20 protein-coding genes are annotated in these 23,598 nt (G+C 41.2%); 8 read left to right on the plus strand and 12 right to left on the minus strand.

Features of this window, described 5'->3' with window-relative positions; all coding sequences use genetic code 11:
* The first annotated feature begins 13 nt into the window (after positions 1–13).
* Positions 14–1,300: a glycoside hydrolase family 99 protein gene (locus DUL71_RS09640; protein WP_208645518.1), complete on the plus strand. Its 1,287-nt coding sequence runs from the start codon at positions 14–16 to the stop codon at positions 1,298–1,300.
* Between the two features lie 64 nt (positions 1,301–1,364).
* Here the strand turns inward: DUL71_RS09640 and DUL71_RS09645 are convergent, their stop codons facing one another.
* Together DUL71_RS09645 and DUL71_RS09650 are read right to left on the minus strand one after the other, a co-directional pair.
* On the minus strand, positions 1,365–2,429 hold the full coding sequence (locus tag DUL71_RS09645; protein WP_114937896.1) for a M20 family metallo-hydrolase: 1,065 nt from the start codon (positions 2,427–2,429) through the stop codon (positions 1,365–1,367).
* A 228-nt stretch (positions 2,430–2,657) separates the two neighbouring features.
* Entirely contained in the window at positions 2,658–3,962 is a 1,305-nt protein-coding gene (locus DUL71_RS09650) for an MFS transporter (RefSeq protein ID WP_114937897.1), read from the minus strand.
* Positions 3,963–4,098: 136 nt separating this feature from the next.
* Here DUL71_RS09650 and DUL71_RS09655 point away from each other — a divergent pair, with 136 nt between their 5' ends.
* Together DUL71_RS09655 and DUL71_RS09660 are read left to right on the plus strand one after the other, a co-directional pair.
* Entirely contained in the window at positions 4,099–5,385 is a 1,287-nt protein-coding gene (locus DUL71_RS09655) for a DUF2851 family protein (RefSeq protein ID WP_114937898.1), read from the plus strand.
* A gap of 4 nt (positions 5,386–5,389) precedes the next feature.
* Positions 5,390–5,611, plus strand: a complete 222-nt coding sequence (locus DUL71_RS09660; RefSeq protein WP_112575488.1) for a PspC domain-containing protein — start codon at positions 5,390–5,392, stop codon at positions 5,609–5,611.
* A gap of 23 nt (positions 5,612–5,634) precedes the next feature.
* Here DUL71_RS09660 and DUL71_RS09665 read toward each other — a convergent pair whose 3' ends face one another.
* Entirely contained in the window at positions 5,635–7,611 is a 1,977-nt protein-coding gene (locus DUL71_RS09665; RefSeq protein ID WP_114937899.1) for a glycoside hydrolase family 97 protein, read from the minus strand.
* Between the two features lie 66 nt (positions 7,612–7,677).
* Complete coding sequence (locus DUL71_RS09670) at positions 7,678–8,037, minus strand: DUF1493 family protein (RefSeq protein ID WP_114937900.1); 360 nt, start codon at positions 8,035–8,037, stop codon at positions 7,678–7,680.
* A 205-nt stretch (positions 8,038–8,242) separates the two neighbouring features.
* On the opposite strand from DUL71_RS09670, the gene DUL71_RS09675 reads away from it, so the two are divergent.
* The gene (locus DUL71_RS09675) at positions 8,243–8,944 is read left to right on the plus strand and encodes an HAD family hydrolase (RefSeq protein WP_114937901.1); all 702 of its coding nucleotides are present in this window, start codon (positions 8,243–8,245) and stop codon (positions 8,942–8,944) included.
* A 63-nt stretch (positions 8,945–9,007) separates the two neighbouring features.
* Here DUL71_RS09675 and DUL71_RS09680 read toward each other — a convergent pair whose 3' ends face one another.
* The gene (locus tag DUL71_RS09680; protein ID WP_114937902.1) at positions 9,008–9,520 is read right to left on the minus strand and encodes a GNAT family N-acetyltransferase; all 513 of its coding nucleotides are present in this window, start codon (positions 9,518–9,520) and stop codon (positions 9,008–9,010) included.
* Positions 9,521–9,757: 237 nt separating this feature from the next.
* Here DUL71_RS09680 and DUL71_RS09685 point away from each other — a divergent pair, with 237 nt between their 5' ends.
* Together DUL71_RS09685 and DUL71_RS09690 are read left to right on the plus strand one after the other, a co-directional pair.
* Complete coding sequence (locus tag DUL71_RS09685; RefSeq protein WP_114937903.1) at positions 9,758–10,684, plus strand: DnaJ C-terminal domain-containing protein; 927 nt, start codon at positions 9,758–9,760, stop codon at positions 10,682–10,684.
* Positions 10,685–10,696: 12 nt separating this feature from the next.
* Entirely contained in the window at positions 10,697–10,984 is a 288-nt protein-coding gene (locus DUL71_RS09690) for a chaperone modulator CbpM (RefSeq protein ID WP_112575481.1), read from the plus strand.
* Between the two features lie 36 nt (positions 10,985–11,020).
* Here DUL71_RS09690 and DUL71_RS09695 read toward each other — a convergent pair whose 3' ends face one another.
* Positions 11,021–12,706 carry a MutS-related protein gene (locus DUL71_RS09695; RefSeq protein ID WP_114937904.1) on the minus strand — a complete coding sequence of 562 codons (1,686 nt, stop codon included), beginning with the start codon at positions 12,704–12,706 and terminating at the stop codon, positions 11,021–11,023.
* A 217-nt stretch (positions 12,707–12,923) separates the two neighbouring features.
* On the opposite strand from DUL71_RS09695, the gene DUL71_RS31920 reads away from it, so the two are divergent.
* The gene (locus tag DUL71_RS31920) at positions 12,924–13,091 is read left to right on the plus strand and encodes a hypothetical protein (RefSeq protein ID WP_154402351.1); all 168 of its coding nucleotides are present in this window, start codon (positions 12,924–12,926) and stop codon (positions 13,089–13,091) included.
* A 32-nt stretch (positions 13,092–13,123) separates the two neighbouring features.
* On the opposite strand, the gene DUL71_RS09700 is transcribed toward DUL71_RS31920, so the two are convergent.
* The 6 genes from DUL71_RS09700 to kaiC all read right to left on the minus strand — a co-directional run bounded on the left by DUL71_RS09700 (position 13,124) and on the right by kaiC (position 20,165).
* Entirely contained in the window at positions 13,124–15,040 is a 1,917-nt protein-coding gene (locus DUL71_RS09700; RefSeq protein WP_161964405.1) for a PAS domain-containing protein, read from the minus strand.
* Between the two features lie 220 nt (positions 15,041–15,260).
* On the minus strand, positions 15,261–16,037 hold the full coding sequence (locus DUL71_RS09705) for an enoyl-CoA hydratase/isomerase family protein (protein WP_114937906.1): 777 nt from the start codon (positions 16,035–16,037) through the stop codon (positions 15,261–15,263).
* A gap of 75 nt (positions 16,038–16,112) precedes the next feature.
* On the minus strand, positions 16,113–17,780 hold the full coding sequence (locus DUL71_RS09710) for a PAS domain-containing sensor histidine kinase (RefSeq protein ID WP_114937907.1): 1,668 nt from the start codon (positions 17,778–17,780) through the stop codon (positions 16,113–16,115).
* Between the two features lie 2 nt (positions 17,781–17,782).
* Positions 17,783–18,118 carry a circadian clock KaiB family protein gene (locus tag DUL71_RS09715; RefSeq protein WP_114937908.1) on the minus strand — a complete coding sequence of 112 codons (336 nt, stop codon included), beginning with the start codon at positions 18,116–18,118 and terminating at the stop codon, positions 17,783–17,785.
* Positions 18,118–18,417, minus strand: a complete 300-nt coding sequence (locus DUL71_RS09720) for a circadian clock KaiB family protein (protein ID WP_114937909.1) — start codon at positions 18,415–18,417, stop codon at positions 18,118–18,120. Before DUL71_RS09720 ends, DUL71_RS09715 begins: the two co-directional genes overlap by 1 nt.
* Complete coding sequence (kaiC, locus tag DUL71_RS09725) at positions 18,417–20,165, minus strand: circadian clock protein KaiC (protein ID WP_114937910.1); 1,749 nt, start codon at positions 20,163–20,165, stop codon at positions 18,417–18,419. The genes DUL71_RS09720 and kaiC overlap by 1 nt, the downstream gene beginning before the upstream one ends.
* Before the next feature lie 385 nt (positions 20,166–20,550).
* On the opposite strand from kaiC, the gene DUL71_RS09730 reads away from it, so the two are divergent.
* Positions 20,551–23,553 (plus strand): PAS domain-containing sensor histidine kinase, encoded by a 3,003-nt coding sequence (locus tag DUL71_RS09730; protein ID WP_114937911.1) that lies wholly within the window; start codon positions 20,551–20,553, stop codon positions 23,551–23,553.
* Positions 23,554–23,598: the final 45 nt, after the last annotated feature.

A 23,598-nucleotide genomic window follows, 5' to 3' on the forward strand; every position in this document is an offset into this window, starting at 1 on the left:
TAATCAATATGCTATGAAAAACATCCTAAGTAAATATCCGGCAAACTTTTGCTTTGTCGTAATCATGGCGCTGACTTTAAGCTGTTCAAAAAAAGGCGGCAGCGGAGGCGGCGACGTCATACCGGTAGATAAACCCAAAGATACAATCGACCTTACCCCATCGCCGGTTGGCGATGTGGTAGGAAAAGTAATTGTTGGATACCAGGGCTGGTTTGCAGCCATAGGCGACGGATCCCCTATTAATCGTTACTGGCATTGGGCCCAAACCTGGGAAGAGCAACCATCGCCAACCAACACGGCCATCAAATCATGGCCCGACGTACGTGACTACACCAACACCTTCCCCACCAAATACGCCAACCTGAATAACGGCCAACCAGCCAATGTATTTTCATCATTTTCTGATCAGACCATTGATGTACAGTTTAAATGGATGAAACAATATGGAATTGACGGTGCGGCACTGCAACGTTTTAATCCAAGCGGCCTGGAAGGTCCCGTGCGCGACGCGATGGCGGCTAAAACTAAAATTGCAGCCGAAGCGAATGGCGTTAAGTTTTACATTATGTACGATATAAGCGGCTGGAAAAACATGCAGTCGGAGATAAAAACCGACTGGACCAGCAAAATGTCGGTTTATACTTCCTCTACAGCCTATGCTAAGCAAAATGGGAAACCTGTTGTATGTATCTGGGGTTTTGGCTTCAGCGATGAAAACCATCCCTTTACCGCCGCTCAATGCCTGGATGTAATTAACTGGTTTAAAAGCAAAGGTTGTTATGTTATCGGAGGCGTTCCTACACATTGGCGTACGGAAGACAGTGATTCGCGACCAGCCTTTTTAAGTGCTTATAGCGCGCTTGATATGATCTCGCCCTGGATGGTTGGACGTATCGGTAATAAAAGCGAATCAGATAATTTTTACGGTACAGTTAACCGCCCGGATGTTGCTTATTGTAAAGCCCACGGCATGGATTATCAACCATGTATCCTGCCCGGCGACTTGCAGGAACATCAGCGTGTGCATGGCGATTTTATGTGGCGCCAGTTCTTTAACATGAAAAGCGTAGGCGCGCAAGGCCTTTATATTTCCATGTTTGATGAATATAATGAAGGTAACCAGATAGCAAAAACTGCCGAAAGCCAGGATTTTGTACCTGCAGGATCATCGTTTGTTACCTTAGATGAAGATGGAACAGCCTGCTCATCTGATTATTACCTGAGGCTTACCGGCGATGGTGCCAAGATGTTCAAAGGGTTGACCCCGCTTACACCTACGAGGCCAACACCTGTTAAATAGTTAAAACATAAGAGGCGTCATTGCGAGGTACCTCGCAATGACGCCTCTTATGTTTTTTATCGTCTTAATTAATGCTTTCCAGCATCTTAACATACAATTCAATACCCTCGCGGATCTCATCCACATAAACAAACTCATCTGCAGTGTGTGAACGGGCAGAGTCACCGGGGCCAACTTTTATTGATGGGATATCTAATAGCGATTGATCGGATGTTGTTGGTGAACCGTATGTGATGCGACCAAGTGCTATACCGGACTGAACTATAGGGTGTTCTTTAGGGATAGATGATGGCTTTAACCTGATAGAGCGTGGTTTTACATCACTTGCAACGTGCTCGCGAATAATTTCCAATACTTCCTCATTACGGTAAGCGTCGGTAACACGCACGTCAACAGTGTAAACACAGCTTGCAGGCACTACGTTATGCTGTGAGCCGGCATTGATAATAGTAACCGACATTTTTATCGGTCCAAAAACTTCCGACTCTTTAGGAAACTTAAAGGAGCGGAACCATTCAATATCCGTTAAAGCTTTATAAATGGCGTTCTCCCCTTCTTCACGTGCAGCGTGTCCGGCGCGACCGTGAGCTGTACAATCCAATACCATTAATCCGCGCTCGGCGATGGCTAACTGCATCAGGGTTGGTTCGCCTACAATACCAAATGACAGCTGCCCAAGTTCAGGAATGATCAGCTCCAGGCCGTTTACACCGGAGATCTCCTCTTCGGCAGTTGTTGCTAAACAGAAATTATATTTAAGGTTTTCCTTATCATGGAAATACAGGAAAACCGCTATAAGCGATACAAGGCAGCCTCCGGCATCATTACTGCCAAGGCCATATAGTTTACCATCTTCAATTTTGGCATCATAAGGATCGCGGGTATAGCCCGAATTAGGCTTAACAGTATCATGATGCGAGTTAAGGAGGATAGTTTCTTTAGCAGGATCAAAATGTTTGTTCCATGCCCAAATGTTATTAAGCTTACGATGAGTTGTTACACCATGCGATTGCAAAAATTCGTTGATCAGGTCGGCAGTGCGGTCTTCCTCTTTGCTAAACGATGGAATAGATATCAGTTGTTGCAGTAATGTTACCGCCAGTTGAAATAAATTGCTTGTTTCAGTCATAAATTTAAGGGTTGTCCCTCGTGATGAACGGGCAAAATTAATACTTTTTATTAACAAGTGTCAGGATCAGAATTTACAGAACTCAAGAATTAGTAGAATTATTATTTAGAATCCTGCCTTAAACAGTATATAAATATCCAATTAACAATAGGATAATATTTAGTTTACTCAACACCGATCTCCTATTTCTTTTTGTCAATGCTAAAATTCTGTAAATTCTGATTCAGATTACTCATCCTCTATTTTCGAGTGCTTATGCGTATCATTCATGGTGATGTACAGGATCAACGACAGTGCGATACAGATGGTTACATACCAATAGAACCATTGCGCGTGATGCTCATTTTTAAACCATAAGGCAATATATTCGGCAGTGCCGCCAAACAATGATACAGCTATAGCATAAGGAAAACCTACCCCCAACGCACGTACATTGGCCGGAAACAATTCAGCTTTAACAACGGCATTGATGGACGTATATCCGCTTACAATGATCAGCGCGCAAAGAATAAGTATAAAAGCCCCCCATACATCTTTGGTATGGCTTAACGTTGTCATAATAGGAATAGTGCAAAGTGTTCCCAAAACTCCAAAGCCAATGAGCAACGGCTTGCGGCCAATTTTATCTGACAATAAACCGAATAAGGGTTGTATCACCATAAATACTGCCAATGTTAATGTAGAGATTAAAGTAGCGTCGCTTTTACTGAACCCGGAGGTGTTAACCAAAAACTTCTGCATGTAGGTGGTGAAAGTATAAAATGCCAATGTGCCGCCAACGGTTAAGCCTATCACTGTAAATACAGCTTTAGGATGCTGGGTAAGTGCCTTTAAGGTTCCGTTCATTGCATTGGCTTTGGTCCCCTCCTTTTCAAATGAGGATGATTCCTGTAAACTCCGCCTTAAATACATGGTGGTAACTGCCAGTATTGCACCGATACCAAAAGGAATGCGCCAACCCCAATCATGCAATTGTTTTTCAGATAAAAACGTCCGTTGCAATAAAACCAGTACACCTAACGCAAGCAGTTGCCCCATAATGAGCGTTACGTATTGAAAGCTTGAGTAAAAACCACGATGTTTTTTAGTGGCCATTTCGCTCAAATAAGTGGCGCTGGTTCCGTACTCTCCTCCTACGCTCAAGCCCTGGATAATACGCGCTAATACCAATAATATTGGCGCAGCAACGCCAATTGACTTATAACCCGGCGTTATAGCTATTATTAATGAGCCAACACTCATGAGCAGTACAGAGAATGTAAGTGCTGTTTTGCGCCCGCGTTTATCGGCAAATGTTCCCATCACCCATCCGCCAATTGGCCGCATCAAAAAGCCGATGGCAAAGATGCCCGCTGTGTTTAAAAGCTGTACCGTTTGATTGCCTGAAGGGAAAAAAGCATCCGAAAAATATAAGGAGAACGCAGTATAAGCATACCAATCATACCATTCAACTAAATTGCCCAGCGAACCTCCAATGATAGATTTAATGCGCCCACCTGTTGTTTGAGGTAATGGTGATTTTATTTCATTCATAGGTTTGGCAGATATTGTTGGTTTCCGTAATATTAGGGATTTTAAAATAGAGCTGCAATACCGGTGTAATAACTGTGATATTTAGCCCGGATTAAAAAGCTAACTATAATAATCTAACCCTGTCATTCACAACAGTATGCTGTTCACCGAAGATTTTTTGCATTACATCTGGAAGTTCAGGCTTTTTGAACGCGACAACCTGCAAACTACAGACGGTGAGGAATTAGAAATTTTCTCTGCCGGGTTGCATAATTCCGATTCGGGGCCTGATTTTCATAATGCCAGGATCCGTATTGGTGAAACGGTTTGGGCCGGCAACGTTGAAGTACACCTTTCCGCGTCTGACTGGCAAAAGCATGGCCATACCCATGATGGTGCTTATGAAAATGTGATATTGCATGTGGTGTATCGCAACGATGTGTCGCTGTTTTTGCCAAGCGGGCGTAAAGTGCCAACGCTTGAACTGCAAAACCGTATCAGCGAAGAGCTTTATAACAAATACCATAAGCTTGTTTTCGGCAATCAGACCTTTATACCCTGCGAAGCCGGCATTGCTACTGTTGATGGCATAACCATGCAAAATTGGCTCACTCGCGTACTGGTTGAGCGAATGGAAAAACGATCTGCTAATGTTGCCAATGCCTTAGCGCTTAATAAAGGCGACTGGGAAGAAACTTTTTACCAGTTTCTGGCGGCAAACTTCGGATTTAAAGTTAACGCGTTACCGTTTGAACTGATGGCAAAATCCCTACCTCAGCTTACCCTCGCCAAAAACAAAAACAATGCTATGCAAATAGAGTCCCTGATATTTGGGCAAGCTGGTTTTTTGGAAGGGGAATTTAAAGATGAATATCCCCTGAAGCTTCAAAAGGAATATGAGTACCTCCGTAAAAAATATAATCTTAAACCTATAGAGAACCACCTATGGAAGTTTATGCGTTTACGGCCTCAAAACTTTCCAACCATCAGGCTGGCACAATTTGCGGCCTTAATTGTAAAATCCAATCATCTGCTCTCCAAAATACTGGAAATTAAAGAAGTTAAAGCTCTACGCGGTTTATTTACCGAAATCAAGGTAAATGATTATTGGGAAGATCATTACCGGTTTGACGTGCAATCGAAGCCTTCATCAAAAAATATGGGTGATGGATCTGTCGATATTTTGTTGCTCAATACCGTGGCTCTGTTTCTGTTCAGTTATGGTAAACAGCATCAACAGCAATATTATATTAGCCGTAGTCTTAAATTATTAGAAAATTTACCAGCCGAAAAAAACAATATTATCACCGATTTTGTTAACTTAGGAGTGAAAATTGATACTGCGTTTGAATCACAAGCATTACTTGAGTTAAAAAATAATTACTGCAACTATAAGAAATGCCTGCAATGCGGCGTTGGTAATAAGATATTAAAACTGACCTGACACCATGCTACAGCGAATACTTACTTTTTTTGAACGGTACTCTTTTGGTGTATGCACCTATCTTGGCGAACGCTTTAATATTTCGATATCCAAGATCAGGCTTTTCTTTATATATTCTTCTTTTTTGGCCGTGGGCTTCCCGCTGGTGTTTTACTTTTTTGCGGGAATAGTGCTTGACATCAGGAATTTCATCAAGCGAAAACATACCGGGGTGGCTGATTTATAATCAATAATTTTTCTTTGTGGAATTTATTTATGCAAATGTATCACCTGTCCCCCACCTGCTGCCAGCAACATATCTAATATAGCCCCCTTTGTAACGCCCTTAATTTCTTTTACCAAATGATCAGGATATTCTTCAACATCTGTTGCATCGCTGTATACCTCTGCTTTGTAATTCCCATCTGATAAAAAATCAAGTTTAAGGTTGATGGCAACTCCATCATGGTCAGTTATAGCCCCAATATACCAATCGGAACCTTTGCGACGAGCAATAGCCAAATACTTACCTACTTTTGCGGCAATAACACGTGTTTCGTCCCAGGTGGTAGGCACCTGCTGTAAAAATTCAAAGCCTGGCTGCCCTATATAAACTTCCGGGGCATCACAAACCATTCCTAATGCATTTTCAAGCACCACATACATTGCCAGCATGTGGCAGCGGGTACCCAATACATACGGGCGGGTGTAATGCACCTTAAAAGTTTTCTTATTGGCGGCGTGAAAACCACCGAGATGGTAATCGGTAGATCCGGCAAGCATTCGGGTAAACGGTATATTGATATCGGCATCAGGTGTCACATTGTCATTCCATTTATCGTTTTCATAGTTCAGCGTTCCTTCACGCGTAAACTCGTTTGGATACGTACGACTTAAACCTGTAGGCTTATATGCTCCATGAAACTGAATATGTAGTTTATGTTGGGCCGCTTTCTCCAGGATTTCTGTTTGGATATTCACCATTTCCTGATCATCACGATCCATAAAATCGCACATCAGGCCACTTACACCCCATTTTTCGAGTTGAGTAAATGTTTCATCCAGTTTTGGATACAAAGCCTTCCAGTGTATCCAGACACGAATGCCCACTCCCCTTTTCTTTGCTGAATCACATACAGCCTGCATATCTAAACCAGGCACCGCCTTTGACGGATCGGCATTAGGCCCCGGCTGAAAACCCGCACCATCATTCACATACCATTCATGTAGCCCATATTCAACTACCGAGTGATACTCGATGCCATACCTGGCGCACCAGTTCACATAATACATATTGGTTTCATAATTATTGCCAGGGGCAAAAGAAGTATCGGGAATGGCATTGCCATTCCACCATGGGAAAGTAGTTTTACCTGGCTTAATCCATGAAACATCTTTAACCCTGCACGGCGGACTGAGGCTCGTGAGTATATTTGATTCCATAAGCGCTCCAACCCTATCCCCAATCATCATTACCCTCCATGGGCTGCTATGTGGCAAAACTGCTTTTACTTTAATATCAGGCTGGCCGGGTAAAGGAGATAAACGGCTTTCCAAAACCCCATTATGCTTTATAAGATACATGCCCGCATAATCAAGCAAAGCAGCTTCTGTTATAGCCATGTAGTTACCATTTGGAAATTCAAATAGCGTGGGCATGTCCATCAGCGAATCCGCTTTAAGTTCGTCCAGTTTTGCCTTAGTATAGATCCCTTCATGAGATGTTGTGTAGTTTTCACGGAACAAAGTAGTCACTTCCGGATTTTGCGTTAAATTAAATGTATTTAATTCATCCGTTATCTCTACGCTTTTCAACTGATGTTGTTTGGGTATCATATATCGAAAAGTAACTCCATCATTAAAAACCCTAACCTCGATACTAAGCATTCGTTTGGTTCCTGCTTGCTCTGTAACGGAAATAACTGTACGGTTGCATTCACTATGTACCTTACTGGTTTTGCCAATAATGAGGTTATAATCATCTATAAGCTTATCAGTTGTAGAAGCTGATATCACAAGGTTATCTTTAAACATACCTCCTTGTTTAAAGCCGATATTAAGCCGGGATTTATCTGCCATAAAAGTTCCTTTAAACCTTATTTGGTAAAAAAGCCCGCTTTGATCTGTACTTAATAAAAAATTGATTTTTCCATCGGGCGATGAGGTGTTAATGATTTTTGCCGCGAATGACGATGCAAAGAAAAACAAGGTTATGACTATGCATAACAGGTTACGAAAAACTGGCATATATTGAGGTTTACCTTGGCGGTTTAAAACCTAAATGTATAAAAGCTAAGGTGATAAAGCAATTATTTAAACCAACTTGCCGGTTTTAACCGCATCTTGCAGGTTGCGAACTTTGAACTTTGGGGTATAACAATATTGAGCCAACTGTTTAGCCCAGGTGGTTTTGTCGCCAAACATGAGCTTAATGACTTTTACTCGAGTTGAACCTTTAGGATAACCGTATTTATACCAGCTGAATTTAGATTGGTCCACATTAAACTGCTCTGTAAAATCGGCGAGGAAAAGATCTATCTCAATGTCAAAAATATCCAGATCAAGGTCAATACTGGTATCCAGGCTAAGGCTGTGTGGGTCAACCTTGCGAATCTTATACCTGTTGCAATAATCAACTATAAATTCTTTTAAGGGTGGCAGTATCTCTTCCATTTAAACGAATATTAATTTGACCATTTAAGTTATGAGACGTAGCTTTTGAAATAAGGTTGCATACAAATTTACTTTATTTTCAAGTCGCTTAAATTCAATCCAATAGTTAATAAATGTTAAATTTTTATTGTTGCTAATGCAGGCTTTATGCCGTTAAAATGAACCTGATGTGCTATAATTGCATCAGGTAAATAACATACTTCAAATGAACCTAAAAGTAATTGCCTTTGATGCCGACGATACCCTTTGGGTAAATGAACCTTATTTTCAAGCTACTGAGGAAAGGTTTTGCAGCCTGCTCGAAAACTTTTCGCCCCAGCATACCATTTCCAAAGAGCTTTTTAAGGTGGAGGTCGATAACCTTTCGCTTTACGGCTATGGAATAAAAGGCTACATCCTCAGCATGATAGAAGCCGCGCTGAGTATTTCTGAAAAAAGCATCAGTGTTGAAGTAGTTGAAACCATTTTGCAATACGGCAAGGATATGCTTAATCAGCCAATAGAGATATTAAATGATGTGGAGCATGTGCTCTCTTCTTTAAAAGACAATTACCGACTGGTTGTTGCCACCAAAGGCGATTTGCTTGATCAGGAGCGCAAACTCAAAAAATCTGGCCTGGCGCATTACTTTCACCACATCGAGATCATGAGCGATAAGAATGAGGATGACTACATCAAGCTGATCAAACACCTTGATATTAATCCCGAAGAGTTTATGATGATTGGCAACTCCCTGAAATCAGATGTAATGCCCGTGATCAATATTGGCGGGCACGCGGTGCACGTTCCGTTTCATACCACATGGGCGCATGAACATGTAGAAACCGTTTTAACTCACGAAAACTTCAGGCAGGTTGATAAGATCAGCGAGGTGTTGGAATTGATGAAGTTAAGTTCTAAGTCGTAAGTCTTATGGTGAATTTATATAAATAGACTTAGAACTCAAGACTTCCTACTTCAGACTTAAAAATCAAATACTCTTCTCCATTACTATCAGCTCAATGCGCTGTTTAGCATCGCCAAAACGTCCGTGTGAGTGAAAAGGCTGAATCTCACCGGTTGGTTTATAACCGCGGCGCTCATACCAGCTTATCAGTTCAAAACGGGTGCTAATTACGGTCATGGTTAAAGTATCGCAATTATATTTCCGCGCGTAAACCTCAGCTTCTTCAATCAGAGCACGGCCTACTCCTTTATTTTGCAGTAACGGCGACACGCTGAACATACCAACGTACAATTTGGGATGCCTTACCTCAAGATATACCGTACCGGTTATGTATCCGTCTTCATCGGTATGTTTCAAGATGATTATCTTTTCATCCTGCATATATTGGTTAAGCGTTTCCTCATCAATGCGGAGGCCACCAATCAAATCTGCTTCGGTTGTCCATCCCTGTTTCGAGCTTTCGCCACGGTAAGCACTATTTATTAAAACATTAAGTTCGGGCACATCAACAAGAGTAGCCTGGGTAATAACGGGCATATCATAAAATTTAAGGACGCTAAAGGTAATACTTGCTAATTTAAATTAAAGACTTTAAATCATAATTTTAAAGCTCTTACCTGCTCCATTTAGCATTTGCCGTTATAATGTCTTCAAGCTATTCTATAAATTATTCTCGGGTACACGGTCGTCAAATGACATTAAAAAAGCTATGGTTTTAAAACCAAGCTGTATATTTAGTAGTTAATAACACATCTGTTTATATTATACCCCGCCATGGCTTTTATAGATTATTACAAAGTATTAGAGCTTGATAAAAACGCGTCTGAAAAGGATATAAAAAATGCTTACCGTAAACTGGCCCGCAAGTATCATCCCGATCTTAACCCCAATGATGAAGAGGCCAACAAAAAATTCCAGCAGTTAAACGAGGCTAACGAAGTTTTAAGCGATCCGGAAAAGCGAAAGAAATACGATAAATACGGCGAAAACTGGCAGCATGGTGAAGCGTACGAACAACAGGCCCGCCAGCAAGCGGGTGCGCAGGGCAGCGGCTACGGAGGCTATAGCGACTTCGGCGGCGCTGAGGGATTTGGAAGTGCTGAGGGATTTGGAAGCGAAGATTTTTCAGACTTCTTTCAATCCATGTTTGGCGGTGCAGGTGGCTCACGTGGCGGCAGACAGGCAAAATATCGCGGGCAGGATTATAATGCTTCTTTAAGCTTAAACCTGCGTGATGTTATTGAAACACACAAACAAACGCTCTCTGTTAATGGCAAAAATATCCGCATAACTATACCCGCCGGTGTTGAAAACGGACAAACCATTAAAATAGCCGGGCACGGTGCCCCCGGTGTAAACGGCGGCCCTGCGGGCGATCTTTATATTCAGTTTAATGTTGCTCCCGATCCGGACTTTAAACGCGATGGCAATAACTTATATACCATACAAAAGCTTGACCTGTACACAGCTGTATTAGGAGGAGAAGTAACAGCAGAAACTTTGACGGGTAAAGTAAAAATCAAAGTAAAGCCCGAAACGCAAAATGGAACAAAGGTAAAACTGAAAGGCAAAGGGATGCCCGTATACAAAAAGGATAATGAGTTCGGCGATCTTTACCTTACTTACGATATCCAGACCCCAACCAACCTTACCGAAAAGCAAAAACAGTTATTTGAAGAATTAGCTAAATCTTCAGCCTAAATTAAGAGCATTATGAAAACAGCAGAATTAATAGCAGCAAACGATTTTTGTGTATATCATAATGTTGAATACACTTTTATTACTTCATTACATGAAGCAGGATTGGTTGAGGTTACTATCATTAACGAAACCACTTTCATCCCTCAAACCGAATTACAAAAGCTGGAAAAATTGATAACCCTGCATGAGCTGGATATAAATATAGCCGGCATCGAGGCAATCTCCCACCTGCTTGACCGGGTTGAAAAGCTACAACAGGATATGAGGTACTTAAAAAACAGGCTGAGTTTATACGAATAAGTGGTCTTCTATTTACTGAACAAGACTTGATAAAATTTACACCAGGTACTTATTCATCATTCGCTCACTTATAATATTAGCTTCATCAATAACACGCTCAGGGTATCCCATCGATTTAAGAATCGCGATACCATTAGTGCTTTTAAGCAGGCCACGTTTTAGGAGATAGTCAAATACAAGCACGCGCCCATCTTTTGAATCGGAAAAGGAATATACTATAAAGTCTTCGTCGAGTAGTTCGGCCAGTTCAAGATCATGGGTAGATACAAACACAAAATTCTGCTTAGCAGTGATATATGACAGTACCGATTTTGCGGCAGCTATGCGCTCAATGGTATTGGTACCTCTGAAAATTTCATCGATTATAACCAGGCTTTTTATTTCTTCCTTTTGCGAACTGCCGTCGATGATATTTAATATTGCCGATGCCTGCGCCTGGAAATAACTCTTTTGCTCGTCAATATTATCGCCGGTTTTAATACTGGTTTGTATTTTTAGTACAGGTGCTTTGTAGGCCTTTGCACAACTGGTAAATATAGTTTGTGACAGTAGTGTATTTAATGCCAGTGCTTTGATAAAAGTAGTTTTACCCGACATATTTGACCCTGTGATCAGCGCTCCCCTATCTGCATCTGTTGTATAAAGGGAATTGGCAATACAATCTTCTACCAGCGGATGAAAAAGTTCTGTAATTTCAAGTTTACCATCAGTACCCGTAAACTCTGGTTTAGCATATACAGGCAAACCCTCGCGTATTGACTGAATGGCTATCAACGTATCAGCCCAACCAATAAACTTATATACTTCTTTAATATCGCCACGGTATTTACTGATATATTTTAATGATGAAGTGTAAGTATTGGGCTCAATTACAAAAAGCAATTTAAACAGCTGAAAAGCTGCATACCCAATATCATTTGACTCGCCTACGAAGCCACTTTCCATATCCACAAATTTAAGCGCTCGCTTTAAACCGGTTAAATTGGTAAGAGATTGTTTTACCCCTGGAACCTGGCCAAATTTCCCGCTTTTTACCAATGTCACCGCAACTTTGTACATGATCAGCATCTGGGGCAATGATCTGGTATAGGTAGAAATTGTTTTTTGACTGGTAAAATGGATAGCGATATTGTAAGCAAACAACAACACTAAAAAGATAAAGCTAAAAATATTGGGAATTACTGCCAGTGATATTAAAGCAGCGATAATCAGGAACGGAGAAACCCTGATGTAAAAATTCATCACCGGGGCAAATACGGGCTTATGTTCTTTCAGAAAAAGATCGGCTATAAAATAAGCATCCGTACTATTAAGTTTTGATAGCTCCACTTCCAGTTTTTCTCTGCCCGGTTTGTCCAAATTAAGATCCTCAACACTATTATCAAGCTCATGTAAGGCATCAATATCGGTTGTTGGATTGTGCAGCAAATTATAGAAGTATTGTTTACCCGGTTTACTGTTTGTACGGTCGATATAATTAAAAACGCTATTGAAGTCCAAATCGTTAGCTGTCTGGGCCGAGAGCTTATCTTTATTATTTATCGCGTCTAAGTAAATCCTGATCAGGTCAAAGTTGCGGCGGGCATTCACCGGCTTCCCCCACTTACCCTGAACCTTCGCCAGCCTCTTTTTTGCCAGTCGTAACTTATTATAATATGACTTGATAAAAAGCAACCCGATTATGATAAAAACAACTATTGCAGAAAAGACAAAGTAATACATGCCTTAAAAATATAAATTTTTAATTAAACCTCGCTACCCGTTAACAGTCATATCTACGTATCGCAATTGAGGTATTAACTAAAATTTACAACTATGAAATTTATCCGATTTTCAATAATAGCTTTAGTAATGGTATTTTCATTCCAATTTGCGAAAGCGCAAAGCGTATATGTAAGCGCTCATTTTGGACGTCCGTACCATAGGGTAGTTTACACAGATGGGTATTACGGAAGACCTGTTTATTACGGCCGGGATGTATATTATGGCCGCCCTCATTATTACCGGGCAAGATATTACCGGTCGGGTTATTACTACGCGCCTGCATACTACAACAGGCATTACAGAGTTCATTCTTATTACAGGCATTGGTAATTTTATTGTGTGATAAAAAGCCTCCGCGAACCGGGGGCTTTTTATTTAATCGTGACTGGCGGCGTCATTGGCCATTTCTATAATTACATTATCAAGACGTTCAAGTTCGGCTATCATATAATCAAGGGTTTCCGTATCAGTCGGGTTATCCTTCAACAAATCTGCAAGGCCTTTCAAATTAGCTACCGGGCTCCGCATATAGTGCGATTGTTTCCATGCCATATTTTTTATACGGTTAATATGATTATGGATCCTTTCATACGCGAGCTGCAGATTATTTTCAATATTCTTTCTATCAGTAATATCATAAAGCGCCATCATCAAACCTAATATATTCTCCTGATTATCCTTTATCGGGAAAAGGCGCACATAAAACCAGCATTTTGAACCATCGGCCTGGGGGTAGTCTACCTCATAGCTTACATTTTGTCCATTTAAAATCTGCCCGGTAAATTCAAGAAGTTGCGAAAACCGCTCTCTTGGAAAAAAATCAGATAACTTATCGCCATTTTGAGGGTCGTGATGAAACTGACTTTTTACAAACCCTACTGCTTTATGATTAAAAGCCTGAGCCTTAAAATCTTTATCAAAGAGGGCATATGCCGTATCGGTGGTGTTTAAAATAGTTTGCAGGTTTGCTTCTGATTTTTGGAGCAACTCTTCCGACCGGAGTTTTTCGGTGATATCATTAGCAATTGAAAGCCGTACTAAACGCCCTTCATAAACGATATCCTGCCCAAAAATTTGAACGTTGATCATCGAACCATCTTTTCTGCGATGCAGTGTAGTTATAGTATTGCCCCATTTTGGTGCCGTTTCCGAATAGCCTTTGTACATTGCATCCCATTGTTCGGGCGGCCTGACGTCTTTGATAGTCATGCTCAAAAACTCATCAGCCGTATAGCCGTAGTGTTTTATTGCGGCATGGTTCACAGCAATAATCGACAGATCATTTTTAGCTATCATCCACATGGGCAAAGGGTTACTATCAAAAAGCAGCTTATATTTCTGTTCAGATTGTTTTAACTCTTCTTCAATCTTTTTCCGCTCGGTAATGTCTATCATCGAACCAATGATGGTTGGCTCTTCATTAATCTGCGCCCTTGTTCCGTAAAACTCAACCCAATTATTTGAGCCATCCTTACAACGGCCCATAACCTCGTAATTAACACTTTCTACTTCACCCGACAACCTTGCCCTTACATGTTCCAGAACCATATCCTTATGGTACTCACTAATAATAACGTCAACAGATGAAACGCCTATCAATTCATGGGGTTCATAACCAAAAACCTGGGCAAATCGCGGGTTAACATAGGTAAAAGTGCCTTTTTGTACAATGTAAACCCCTACCATTGATTTTTCCGCCAGAGTACGGAATTTGAGTTCGGCCTCCTCAAGGCCGGCCTGCATAATTTTACGATTAGTAATATCACGGGCAATAACCAGTACGCTGTCTTTGGTAAATCTTTTTACATTGATCTCTACATCAAAAACCTGCCTGTTTTTCCTGATAAACCTGCGTTCCCGCATCACCGCAACATGCAAATCATCAGGGCCAAGCGTTACAGGTTCGGTTTTTAAGTTCTCAGGATCGATGATTTGTTCAATCTTAAGCTGCAATAACTCTTCACGGCTGTATCCCGTCATCCGGCACATGCTGGCATTCACTTCGGTGAAACACCCTGCAAAATCAATTACGTATATGGCATCTGACGCCTGTTCAATAAGAGATCGATATTTTTCTTCGCTTACTTCAAGTTTGGCAACTGTATTAACAAGCTCCGAGGCATGTTGCTGCATACTTTCAGTAAGGGCGTTATTTAGATCAATGATCTTATTTTCGTCTTCAGCCCTCTTTTTTTCAAGATAGGTAAGCAGCATCAAAGCGAAGCCGGCGACAACTATAACTACCACTAAGTTTAAAAACCATCCTGTTAGCAGCCAATTAAAAACAAGCATGATAATCAGGCTTATAATAATAACAATCTTGTTTTTAAGCGGATAGTTCATTCAAATTCAATAGTAAGCTAATGCCAGGGTAAAACGACTATCTAATTGGTTAACAAAACCGATTTAGGTGTATAATTGTAAATTACGACTAATCTATTAAAAATGAGAAGTATCAGTGAAATTATATGAAAATACCGGCAAATATTACGTAATAGGAACACTATTATTATCACTTAGCTCTGTCTTTAAAAAAAGCGTTTAAAGCCTGCTGCGTAAAATCAGATAGCACCAACTCACCGCTAACTGCAGCACGTTGTTTAAGTAAATTATCCCAATCGGCAGTGCCCTCCCAAAGCAACTGTTTTAAACAGGTCAGGGCTTCCGGATTATAGCAAGCAAGTTTTTGCGCAAGTTCGGACACTGCTACGTCAAGAGCCGGAAGATCTTCATGAACCTCATGGTATAAACCATTTTGTTTGGCCCATTGCGCCGTTTGAAAATCAGTGGCTTTAATAGTAAGCTGCGAAAATGCGGATAACCCTATTTTACGAATTACCGCCGGTGCTATCACAAACGGCCCTATGCCTATAGTTAGCTCGCTTAACTTTATTGAAGCCGCCTCGCTGGCCAAACAGTAATCTGCCGCAGCAGCAAGGCCAACACCGCCCCCTACAGCCTTGCCTTGCACCCTTGCAATAATTATTTTAGGACACTTACGACAGGCGTTTATCACGTTAGAAAAACCTTCGAAAAATAAAGCACCAGTTTCTTTGTCTTTGATCTGTAATAACTCGTCAAAGCTTGCACCTGCGCAAAAAGTACGGTCGCCATCACTCTTTAATACAATTACTTTTGTTTGCGGATCATCAGCCGCTTGATGTATTGCATAAGCCAGTTGCTTCAAAAGTGCAGATGGCAATGAATTTTGTGCTGGATGATAAAAGCTTATGGTAGTAACTCCATTGGGTTCCGTTACAATCGATATATTTCCGTTTTCGGCAGACATAAATTATTAGGTTTTACAGGCAATATACAGTAGTATTTATGTCAAATGCAATTTTGAGCGGGCACAAGCCGAAGCTTACTTTTCAAGTAAAGGCAGTTCAAAATAAAAAGTAGCGCCTTCTCCAAGTTCACTTACTACACCTATGCTCCCTTTATGATTATTAATGATCTCGGCCGAAATATAAAGGCCCATGCCGAGGCCGCTCGCCATAAATTTCTTATCCTCAACACGATAAAAGCGTTCAAAAATATGATCTATTTGTTCAGCAGACATCCCTATGCCAAAATCGGTTACAGATACGCGTACTTTTTTGTCGTTTTGCTCTGTTTTAATGATGATCTTTTTGTTATCGGTAGAGTATTTTACCGAATTGTTGATCAGGTTTACCAATACCTGTTCCAGGCGTCCGGAGTTGCCTTCAATAAAAAACTCACTTTTGGATAGATTAATGAAATCAAATTCGGGATAAAGGTGAACTGCGTTTTCCAAGGTTAGATTTATTAACTCGGAAAGATTTACTTCAGCCATGACGTACTCAAGTCGCCCGGCATGTATTTTACTTACGTCAAGCAAATCATTCACAAGGCGTTGAAGCTTATTTAACGCGCCGGTCGCCTTTTCAACGTATTGTTTTATCATTGGAGGTACTTCCTCCCTTTTATAAACCGAAATAAGCTGTAAATAACCTTTTAAACTTGTTAAAGGTGTTTTAAGTTCATGACTGGCAACACCGATGAATTCATCTTTCAGATCAAGTTGTTTTTTCTGCTCTTCAATATCAGTAGCAGTACCAACCCAAAAAAGGATTTCTCCCGTATCATCTCTTAAAGGCACAGCCCGGTTAAGATGCCAGCGATAAGTTTTATCCCAACGCAGGTACCTGTTTTCCAACTCAAATACCTTCCCGGTCCTTAATGAGTCGAGATAAACGTCCAGTGTTCTTTGCAGATCGTCTGGGTGCACAATCTGCTGCCAACCCCAACCCGCGGTTTCCCTATACCTCAGCCCGGTATAATCAAACCAGCGCTGATTATAAAAATTAACCTCCCCGCCGGGCAGGTTTGTCCAGGTCATTTGAGGAATGTTATTGGCAAGCAATTTAAAATGCTCCCTGCTGATCAATAAATCACTGGTGCGCTCTCTAACTGTATCCTCAAGCTCATTATTCAGCCTTTCGGCAATATTCTGGGCTTCCTCCAGTTGATCATTCTTGATTTTAAGTTCCCACTCAGTTTCTTTTTGAGATGTCAGGTCGGTGAGGATCAAACTTAACGCAGTTCCCTCATCAAGATCGAGTGTGGTACATGATAACAAACAAGGCGTTAACTTACCTTCGAGACTAGATAACAATATTTCGCCTTTACAATCATTGTTCCAGCCATCCTTTATTACTTCTTTATATTTTCCGACAGAAACTTCCGCGATAAAAACATCAAAATGGACACCAATCACTTTTTCGAGTGGCTCATTAACCATGTTTGCAAAACGGGAATTACTATATAATATAATTCCTTCACGATTCAGGGTGACGGCCCCTTCGTTCATTTTTTCAATAAACACACGATAGGTCTGGTCAGCCGTTTTTAGCGTATAAAGTTGATGACCTTCATCGCCTTTGACCACAAGCGCATCAACCTGGCCACTGCGAATAGCCTCGATGGTGTCATTTGCCTCTTCTAACAGAAAACGAAGTTCATCGTTTTCTGTCTGTAATTGCTCATATGTAAATTTAACTGACTCCATGATTAACTCTCCGAATATATACCAAGCCCCTTCAAAACCTTGGCGGTGTTTGACATATCTCCTATCAGCTTTCGTTCAGTACCAGGAGATTTTTTGATCAGCAGCGGCAGCGCTACAATCTGTTCGGCTTCGGCTATAAGTGGTTGCTGGTATACATCAATTATTTCCAGCTCGTAATTAGCTTTAATATATTCTTCACAAATATTTTTAAGGTTGGTAATAGCCCGGATAGAATTAGGCGATGCCCCAATCACAAATAAACGCAATCGAAAAAGCTGGCTTTCCCCCTCACTTAAATTATCATCCGCATTTAAAGGCAATTGATTGTGCTCCGTCATTATGTATTTTTTACAGGCCTAATGTTTAATCCCACTAAAACTTTTTCCTCGTTACTTAAATCGCCTATTATTTTGCGAATCGGTTCAGGCACTTTTCTTACCAGCGTAGGTACAGCAAAAATCTGATCACCCTCCGCCAGTTGTGGTTGTTGCAGCAAGTCAATCACTTCAATAACGTATTGACCTTTTAAATGTTCTTCACAATATTTTTTAAGATTTGTGAGGGCTGTAACAGATTTAGCCGTTTTACCTGCTACATATAATCGTAACTCGTATTTTACTACTTCTCCCAGTTCCATTACTTTTTAGTTTTTGCTTTACTTTTGGGCGCATCTACATTCCCGCGACGGATATTAGTTATCTCCTGGCGATTTTTTTCAATGATCTCCTGTTTTAACTCATCTTCAAGATACATCTTATTGAGCTCTTCCTCTGCCGATTCAAACTCAGCCTGCAGGCTTGCAATTTTTGATTCAAGCATCATACGTTTACGCAAGATCTCTTTATCTTTCCGGGATACGGCAAAGTCCCTGAGGGCCACTCCTGTTTTCTCTTTTAGTTTTTGCGCTTCACGGGCCGAACCTGTAAGTACTCCTTCAGGCCCAAGATAAACATCAACCAGGTTTAGGCCATTATCAGTTATTGTAAATTCCCGCACCTGGTTTGAGTGGCTCATACCCCGCGATTTCATAATGTATAATCCCCTGTTACGTTCACCATTTGATTCTATGTCCCGCACAAGTAACCAGGCATCAACTAATGACGATACACCTTCATCGGTTTGTTCATTAACCACGGTATTTAAACTAAGCGCGGTGAACATAACAGTGACCTGCTCGTCCTGTAAAAAATCTATCAGCCTGATAAGCATCGATTTTACCTCACTCACAGAACCCACGGTAATAAGATTGGTAATAGGATCAAGTATAACAGTTGAAGGTTTAAACCTTTTGATGATCTTATAAATTGCTACAAGATGCATTTCGAGCCCATAAAGTGTTGGGCGCGACGCATGAAACTCAAGCAAGCCACTATCAACATGTTGTTGCAGGTCTATATTGATGGATTTCATATTACGAAGAATCTGTTTGGGTGACTCTTCGAATGCGAAATAAAGACACTTCTTTTTATTACTGCATACTTCATTGGCAAAACTGGCAGCAATACTTGTTTTACCTGTACCGGCTGTCCCCGAAACCAGGATACTGCTACCCTGGAAAAAACCTTTGCCACCAAACATGCTGTCAAGCGAAGGAATACCTGATGAGATCCGTTTTGACGATACTTCCTTTTCAAGTTTTAAAGAAGTGACAGGCAATACTGAAATCCCTTCCTCATCTATTAAAAAAGGATACTCATTGGTACCATGTTGTGAGCCGCGGTACTTTACAACTCGCAAACGACGGGTTGAAATCTGGTTGATCACCCTATGGTCAAGCAGTATCACACAATCGGAAACATACTCCTCAAGTCCCTGTCGCGTTAACGAAGCCCCTTCTCCCTTTTCACCAGTTATGATTGCAGTTACTCCTTTATTTTTTAGAAAATTAAAAAGCCTTTTCAATTCGGCACGTAGTATAACCTGGTTCGATAATCCGGAAAAAAGATTCTCCAGTGTATCTAACACCACTCGCTTTGCTCCGATGCTATCAATTGCATAACCTAAACGGATGAATAAACCCTCCAGATCATACTCCCCTGTTTCCTCAATCTCACTTCGGTCTATATGCACATGGTCCAGTCTCAGTTTTTTATTTTCCTGAAGTTTGAATAAATCAAAGCCAAGCGATGCAACATTAGCGGCGAGTTCATCGGCTTTTTCTTCAAAGGCCATAAATACGCCAGGCTCATTAAATTCGGTAGCTCCCCTTATTACAAATTCAAGGGACATTAGTGTTTTACCACAGCCAGCTTCCCCGCATATTAATGTAGGTCTTCCTTTTGGTAAGCCCCCACCTGTTATCTCATCTAAGCCGGTAATGCCCGTGGGGGTTTTAGGTAATTGATCAAATGTTGTTAACTGTTGTTTTTTATGAAATTTGGTCATAAATGCAATTTGTTTTTAGCTACCTGTCTGCTATAACCATCAAGCATACAGGATTTTGTTTTCATAGGTAAGTTAATAGTAATAGCGGTAAAATTGTTTTGCCTTTTTGACTTTCTGCCGGTAAAAATTATGAAACAGTAATGAATTGGTAATGCTAATAATACGGATAAATAAATCTTTATTTAGTACATTTATTTTAAAACTCCCACAACCTACAACTCTAAAAACATAGCGCTAAACATTTACGCAGGTTTTCTGTTTTAATAAACAAAATTCATATTACGGCGGCCCTAACAGCGTTTCTTCGGAGCCTCTTCTAAATGGGACATCTGAGATTTAGTATTTTTAACCATTATGGATTATATTTATATGTTTTATCAGTGTAATGAATAACCAGGCCGACCTGCATCAACAATTAAACGAAGATATATTCCGTATCCTGATCAGGGAGTCACCTACGCCAGTAGCTTTGTACATGGGCGAAGGCATGGAAATCAGGATAGCCAACAAAGCCATTATTGATATCTGGGGCAAGGGAGACAATGTTATAGGGCGCACCTACTTTAACCTGCTGCCAGAGCTTGAAGAACAAGGTTTTCACGCGATATTATTAAACGTTTATAAAAGCGGTATCGCTTACGAAGGAAAAGAAGAAAAGGTAGACCTTTTGGTTAACAATAAACTTGAGGAGTTTTACTTCAATTTTACTTTTAAACCCTTACGTGATGATAAAGGTAAAGTTTGGGGCGTGCTAAATACCGCGGCAGATGTAACAGAACTTGTAACCACACGGCAAAAACTGGCCGAAAGTGAGCAACGTGTCCAATTCGCGCTTCAAGCTGCCGAACTTGGCACCTGGGATTTAAACCCCAAATTACAAACCGTAATATGGGACGACCGCTGTAAGGAACTGTGCGGCTTTCGGAAAGCCGATGATATAAAATACGCTGACTTACTAAAATTTGTACACCCGGAAGACGCTCAACGACTGCGCGCCGCGGTATTGCAGGCATATGATCCTGCGAGTGGTGGCAATTATGACCTGATTGTGCGCACTATTAATGATGCCGGCAATTTAAAATACTGGATTCATTTAAAAGGTAAGGCTTATTTTAATGACAACCATGAACCTATCCGCTTTGCAGGCACAGTACAAGACATTACCCGCGAAATATCAGACAAACAGGAACAACAAAAGTTACTTGCACTGATTGACAATACCGCAGATATAGTGGCTGTAGGCAACATGGATGGTTTTGTTACCTATATCAATAAAACAGGCTACGCCATACTCGGTGTTGAAAACACAAAATCTGTCTTAAAACCAGGCGTTGATTTTTTTATATACGACGAGGCAAGCAAAGTAAACAATGATATAATTCCGACAGTACAACAATATGGTAAATGGGAAGGTGAAATGCATTACCGGCATTTTAAAACCGGAGAAAGTATCCCGGTTTACGTGAGTTGTTTTAGAATAGATGATCCTTTAAATAACCTGCCTATTGGAATGGCTTCTGTGGCCCGTGACCTGCGCCCCGAAAAGACCGCGAGGAACGAGCAATACAAACTATTATCGCTCATTAACCACAGTTCGGATTTCGTAAGCCTGTCGGATTTGGATGGCAATGTTACCTATGTAAATACTGCCGGTCGGAAAATGCTGGGGATTGCCGGCGTTAAAGAACATCGCAGGCATAACAGCGAATTTATAATGCCCGATGAGGTAGTCAAGCTTAGAGATACGGTAAATATCGCCTTAATGAAGCATGGCAAATGGAGCGGGGAAATACGTTATCGCCATTTCCAAACCGGCGAGGCTATACCGGTATACGGGACCACCATGCTGGTTTATGACTCCGTAACCGGGGCACCGCAGGGCCGGGCTTCAATAGCTCGGGACTTGAGAAGAGAAATTGCCGATAAAAAAGCCCTGACAGATAGTGAACAGCTGCTCAAAAGCATCACCAACGCCTCACCAACGGTATTATGGATGGCCGATGCACAAGGGAATATCACCTATGTAAATCAAACCTGGATTGACTGGACCGGCATTGAATATGAAAAGCACATGGGAAGCGGATGGGCCAACGCTATTGTGGAAGAGGACAGACCGCGTGCTGCCGAGAAGTTTTTATCAGATTTAAGCGCCCGCCGGTTTTACGAGGTTGATTTTAGGATAATCAATAAAGATGGTGAAACAAGATGGTGCATTGCAACCGGCAACCCGCAATATAATGAACAGGGAGAGTTTACAGGATACATAGGAGCCTGTACTGATGTTACCGACAAGACGCTCGCCGAGCGCGAGATAAAACTACGTAACAGGGAGTTAAGCGACCAGATCAGCCAGTTTGAGTTTGTTACCGATTTTATGCCCGTACAACTTTGGACAGCCCGCACCGATGGGGAGCTTGACTATCTAAACAAACGGGCGGTTGATTATTTTGGCATCGCAACCAACAAAATAGCCGGCCCAGATTGGCTTGACGGCATTCATCCCGATGACAGGGCCGGATGTATTGAGGCCTGGAATAATGCGGTAAATACCGGCAATATTTTTCAGTACGAGTTCAGGCTGAAAGATAAAGACGAAAATTACAAATGGCACCTGGTTAGGGCATTGCCTTTTACCATCGACGATAAGATCATTAAATGGTTTGGTACCAATACCGATATAGATGAGCAGAAACAGCTGCAACGCCAGAAAGATGATTTCTTGGGCATTGCCAGTCACGAGTTAAAAACACCGGTTACCAGTATAAAAGCATATGCCCAGGTACTTGGCGCCATGCTTACCCGGGAGGGCGAACATAAAAAGGCCGAAATGGTGCTCCGGATGGATGCACAGGTAAACCGCCTCACTAATCTCATCGGCGATTTACTTGACGTTACTAAAATAAACTCAGGCAGATTACAATTTAATAAATCATGGTTTGATTTTAATGAAACGGTTCGGGAAACCGTTCAGGACCTGCAGCATACAACTCAGAAGCATCAGCTCATACAAAACTTCTCTCAAACAGGCAATATCTACTCCGATAAAGACCGCATAAGCCAAGTTATTACCAACCTTATTACAAACGCTATCAAGTACTCCCCACATACCGATACGATCATTGTTAGCACCCGCCGCGAAAACAATGAAGCTATTGTTTGTGTACAGGATTTTGGTATTGGTATTCCCGAAGACAAGAAAGACCTTGTATTTGAACAGTTCTACCGCGTGAGCGGGAATAAGCAGCATACTTTCCCCGGTTTGGGGTTAGGATTGTACATCTCTTCAGAAATAATTAAGCGCGAAGGCGGCAGAATGTGGGTAAACAGCATTGAAGGTAAAGGGTCTACTTTTTGCTTTGCATTACCTGTAGATGAAACCAACAGTTAATTTTTTGCTGGACCATTTACATTTAGGTTAGGTTTATCACTTATA

It is taken from the genome of Mucilaginibacter endophyticus (assembly GCF_003351025.1).
GTDB classification, from domain to species: domain Bacteria; phylum Bacteroidota; class Bacteroidia; order Sphingobacteriales; family Sphingobacteriaceae; genus Mucilaginibacter; species Mucilaginibacter endophyticus.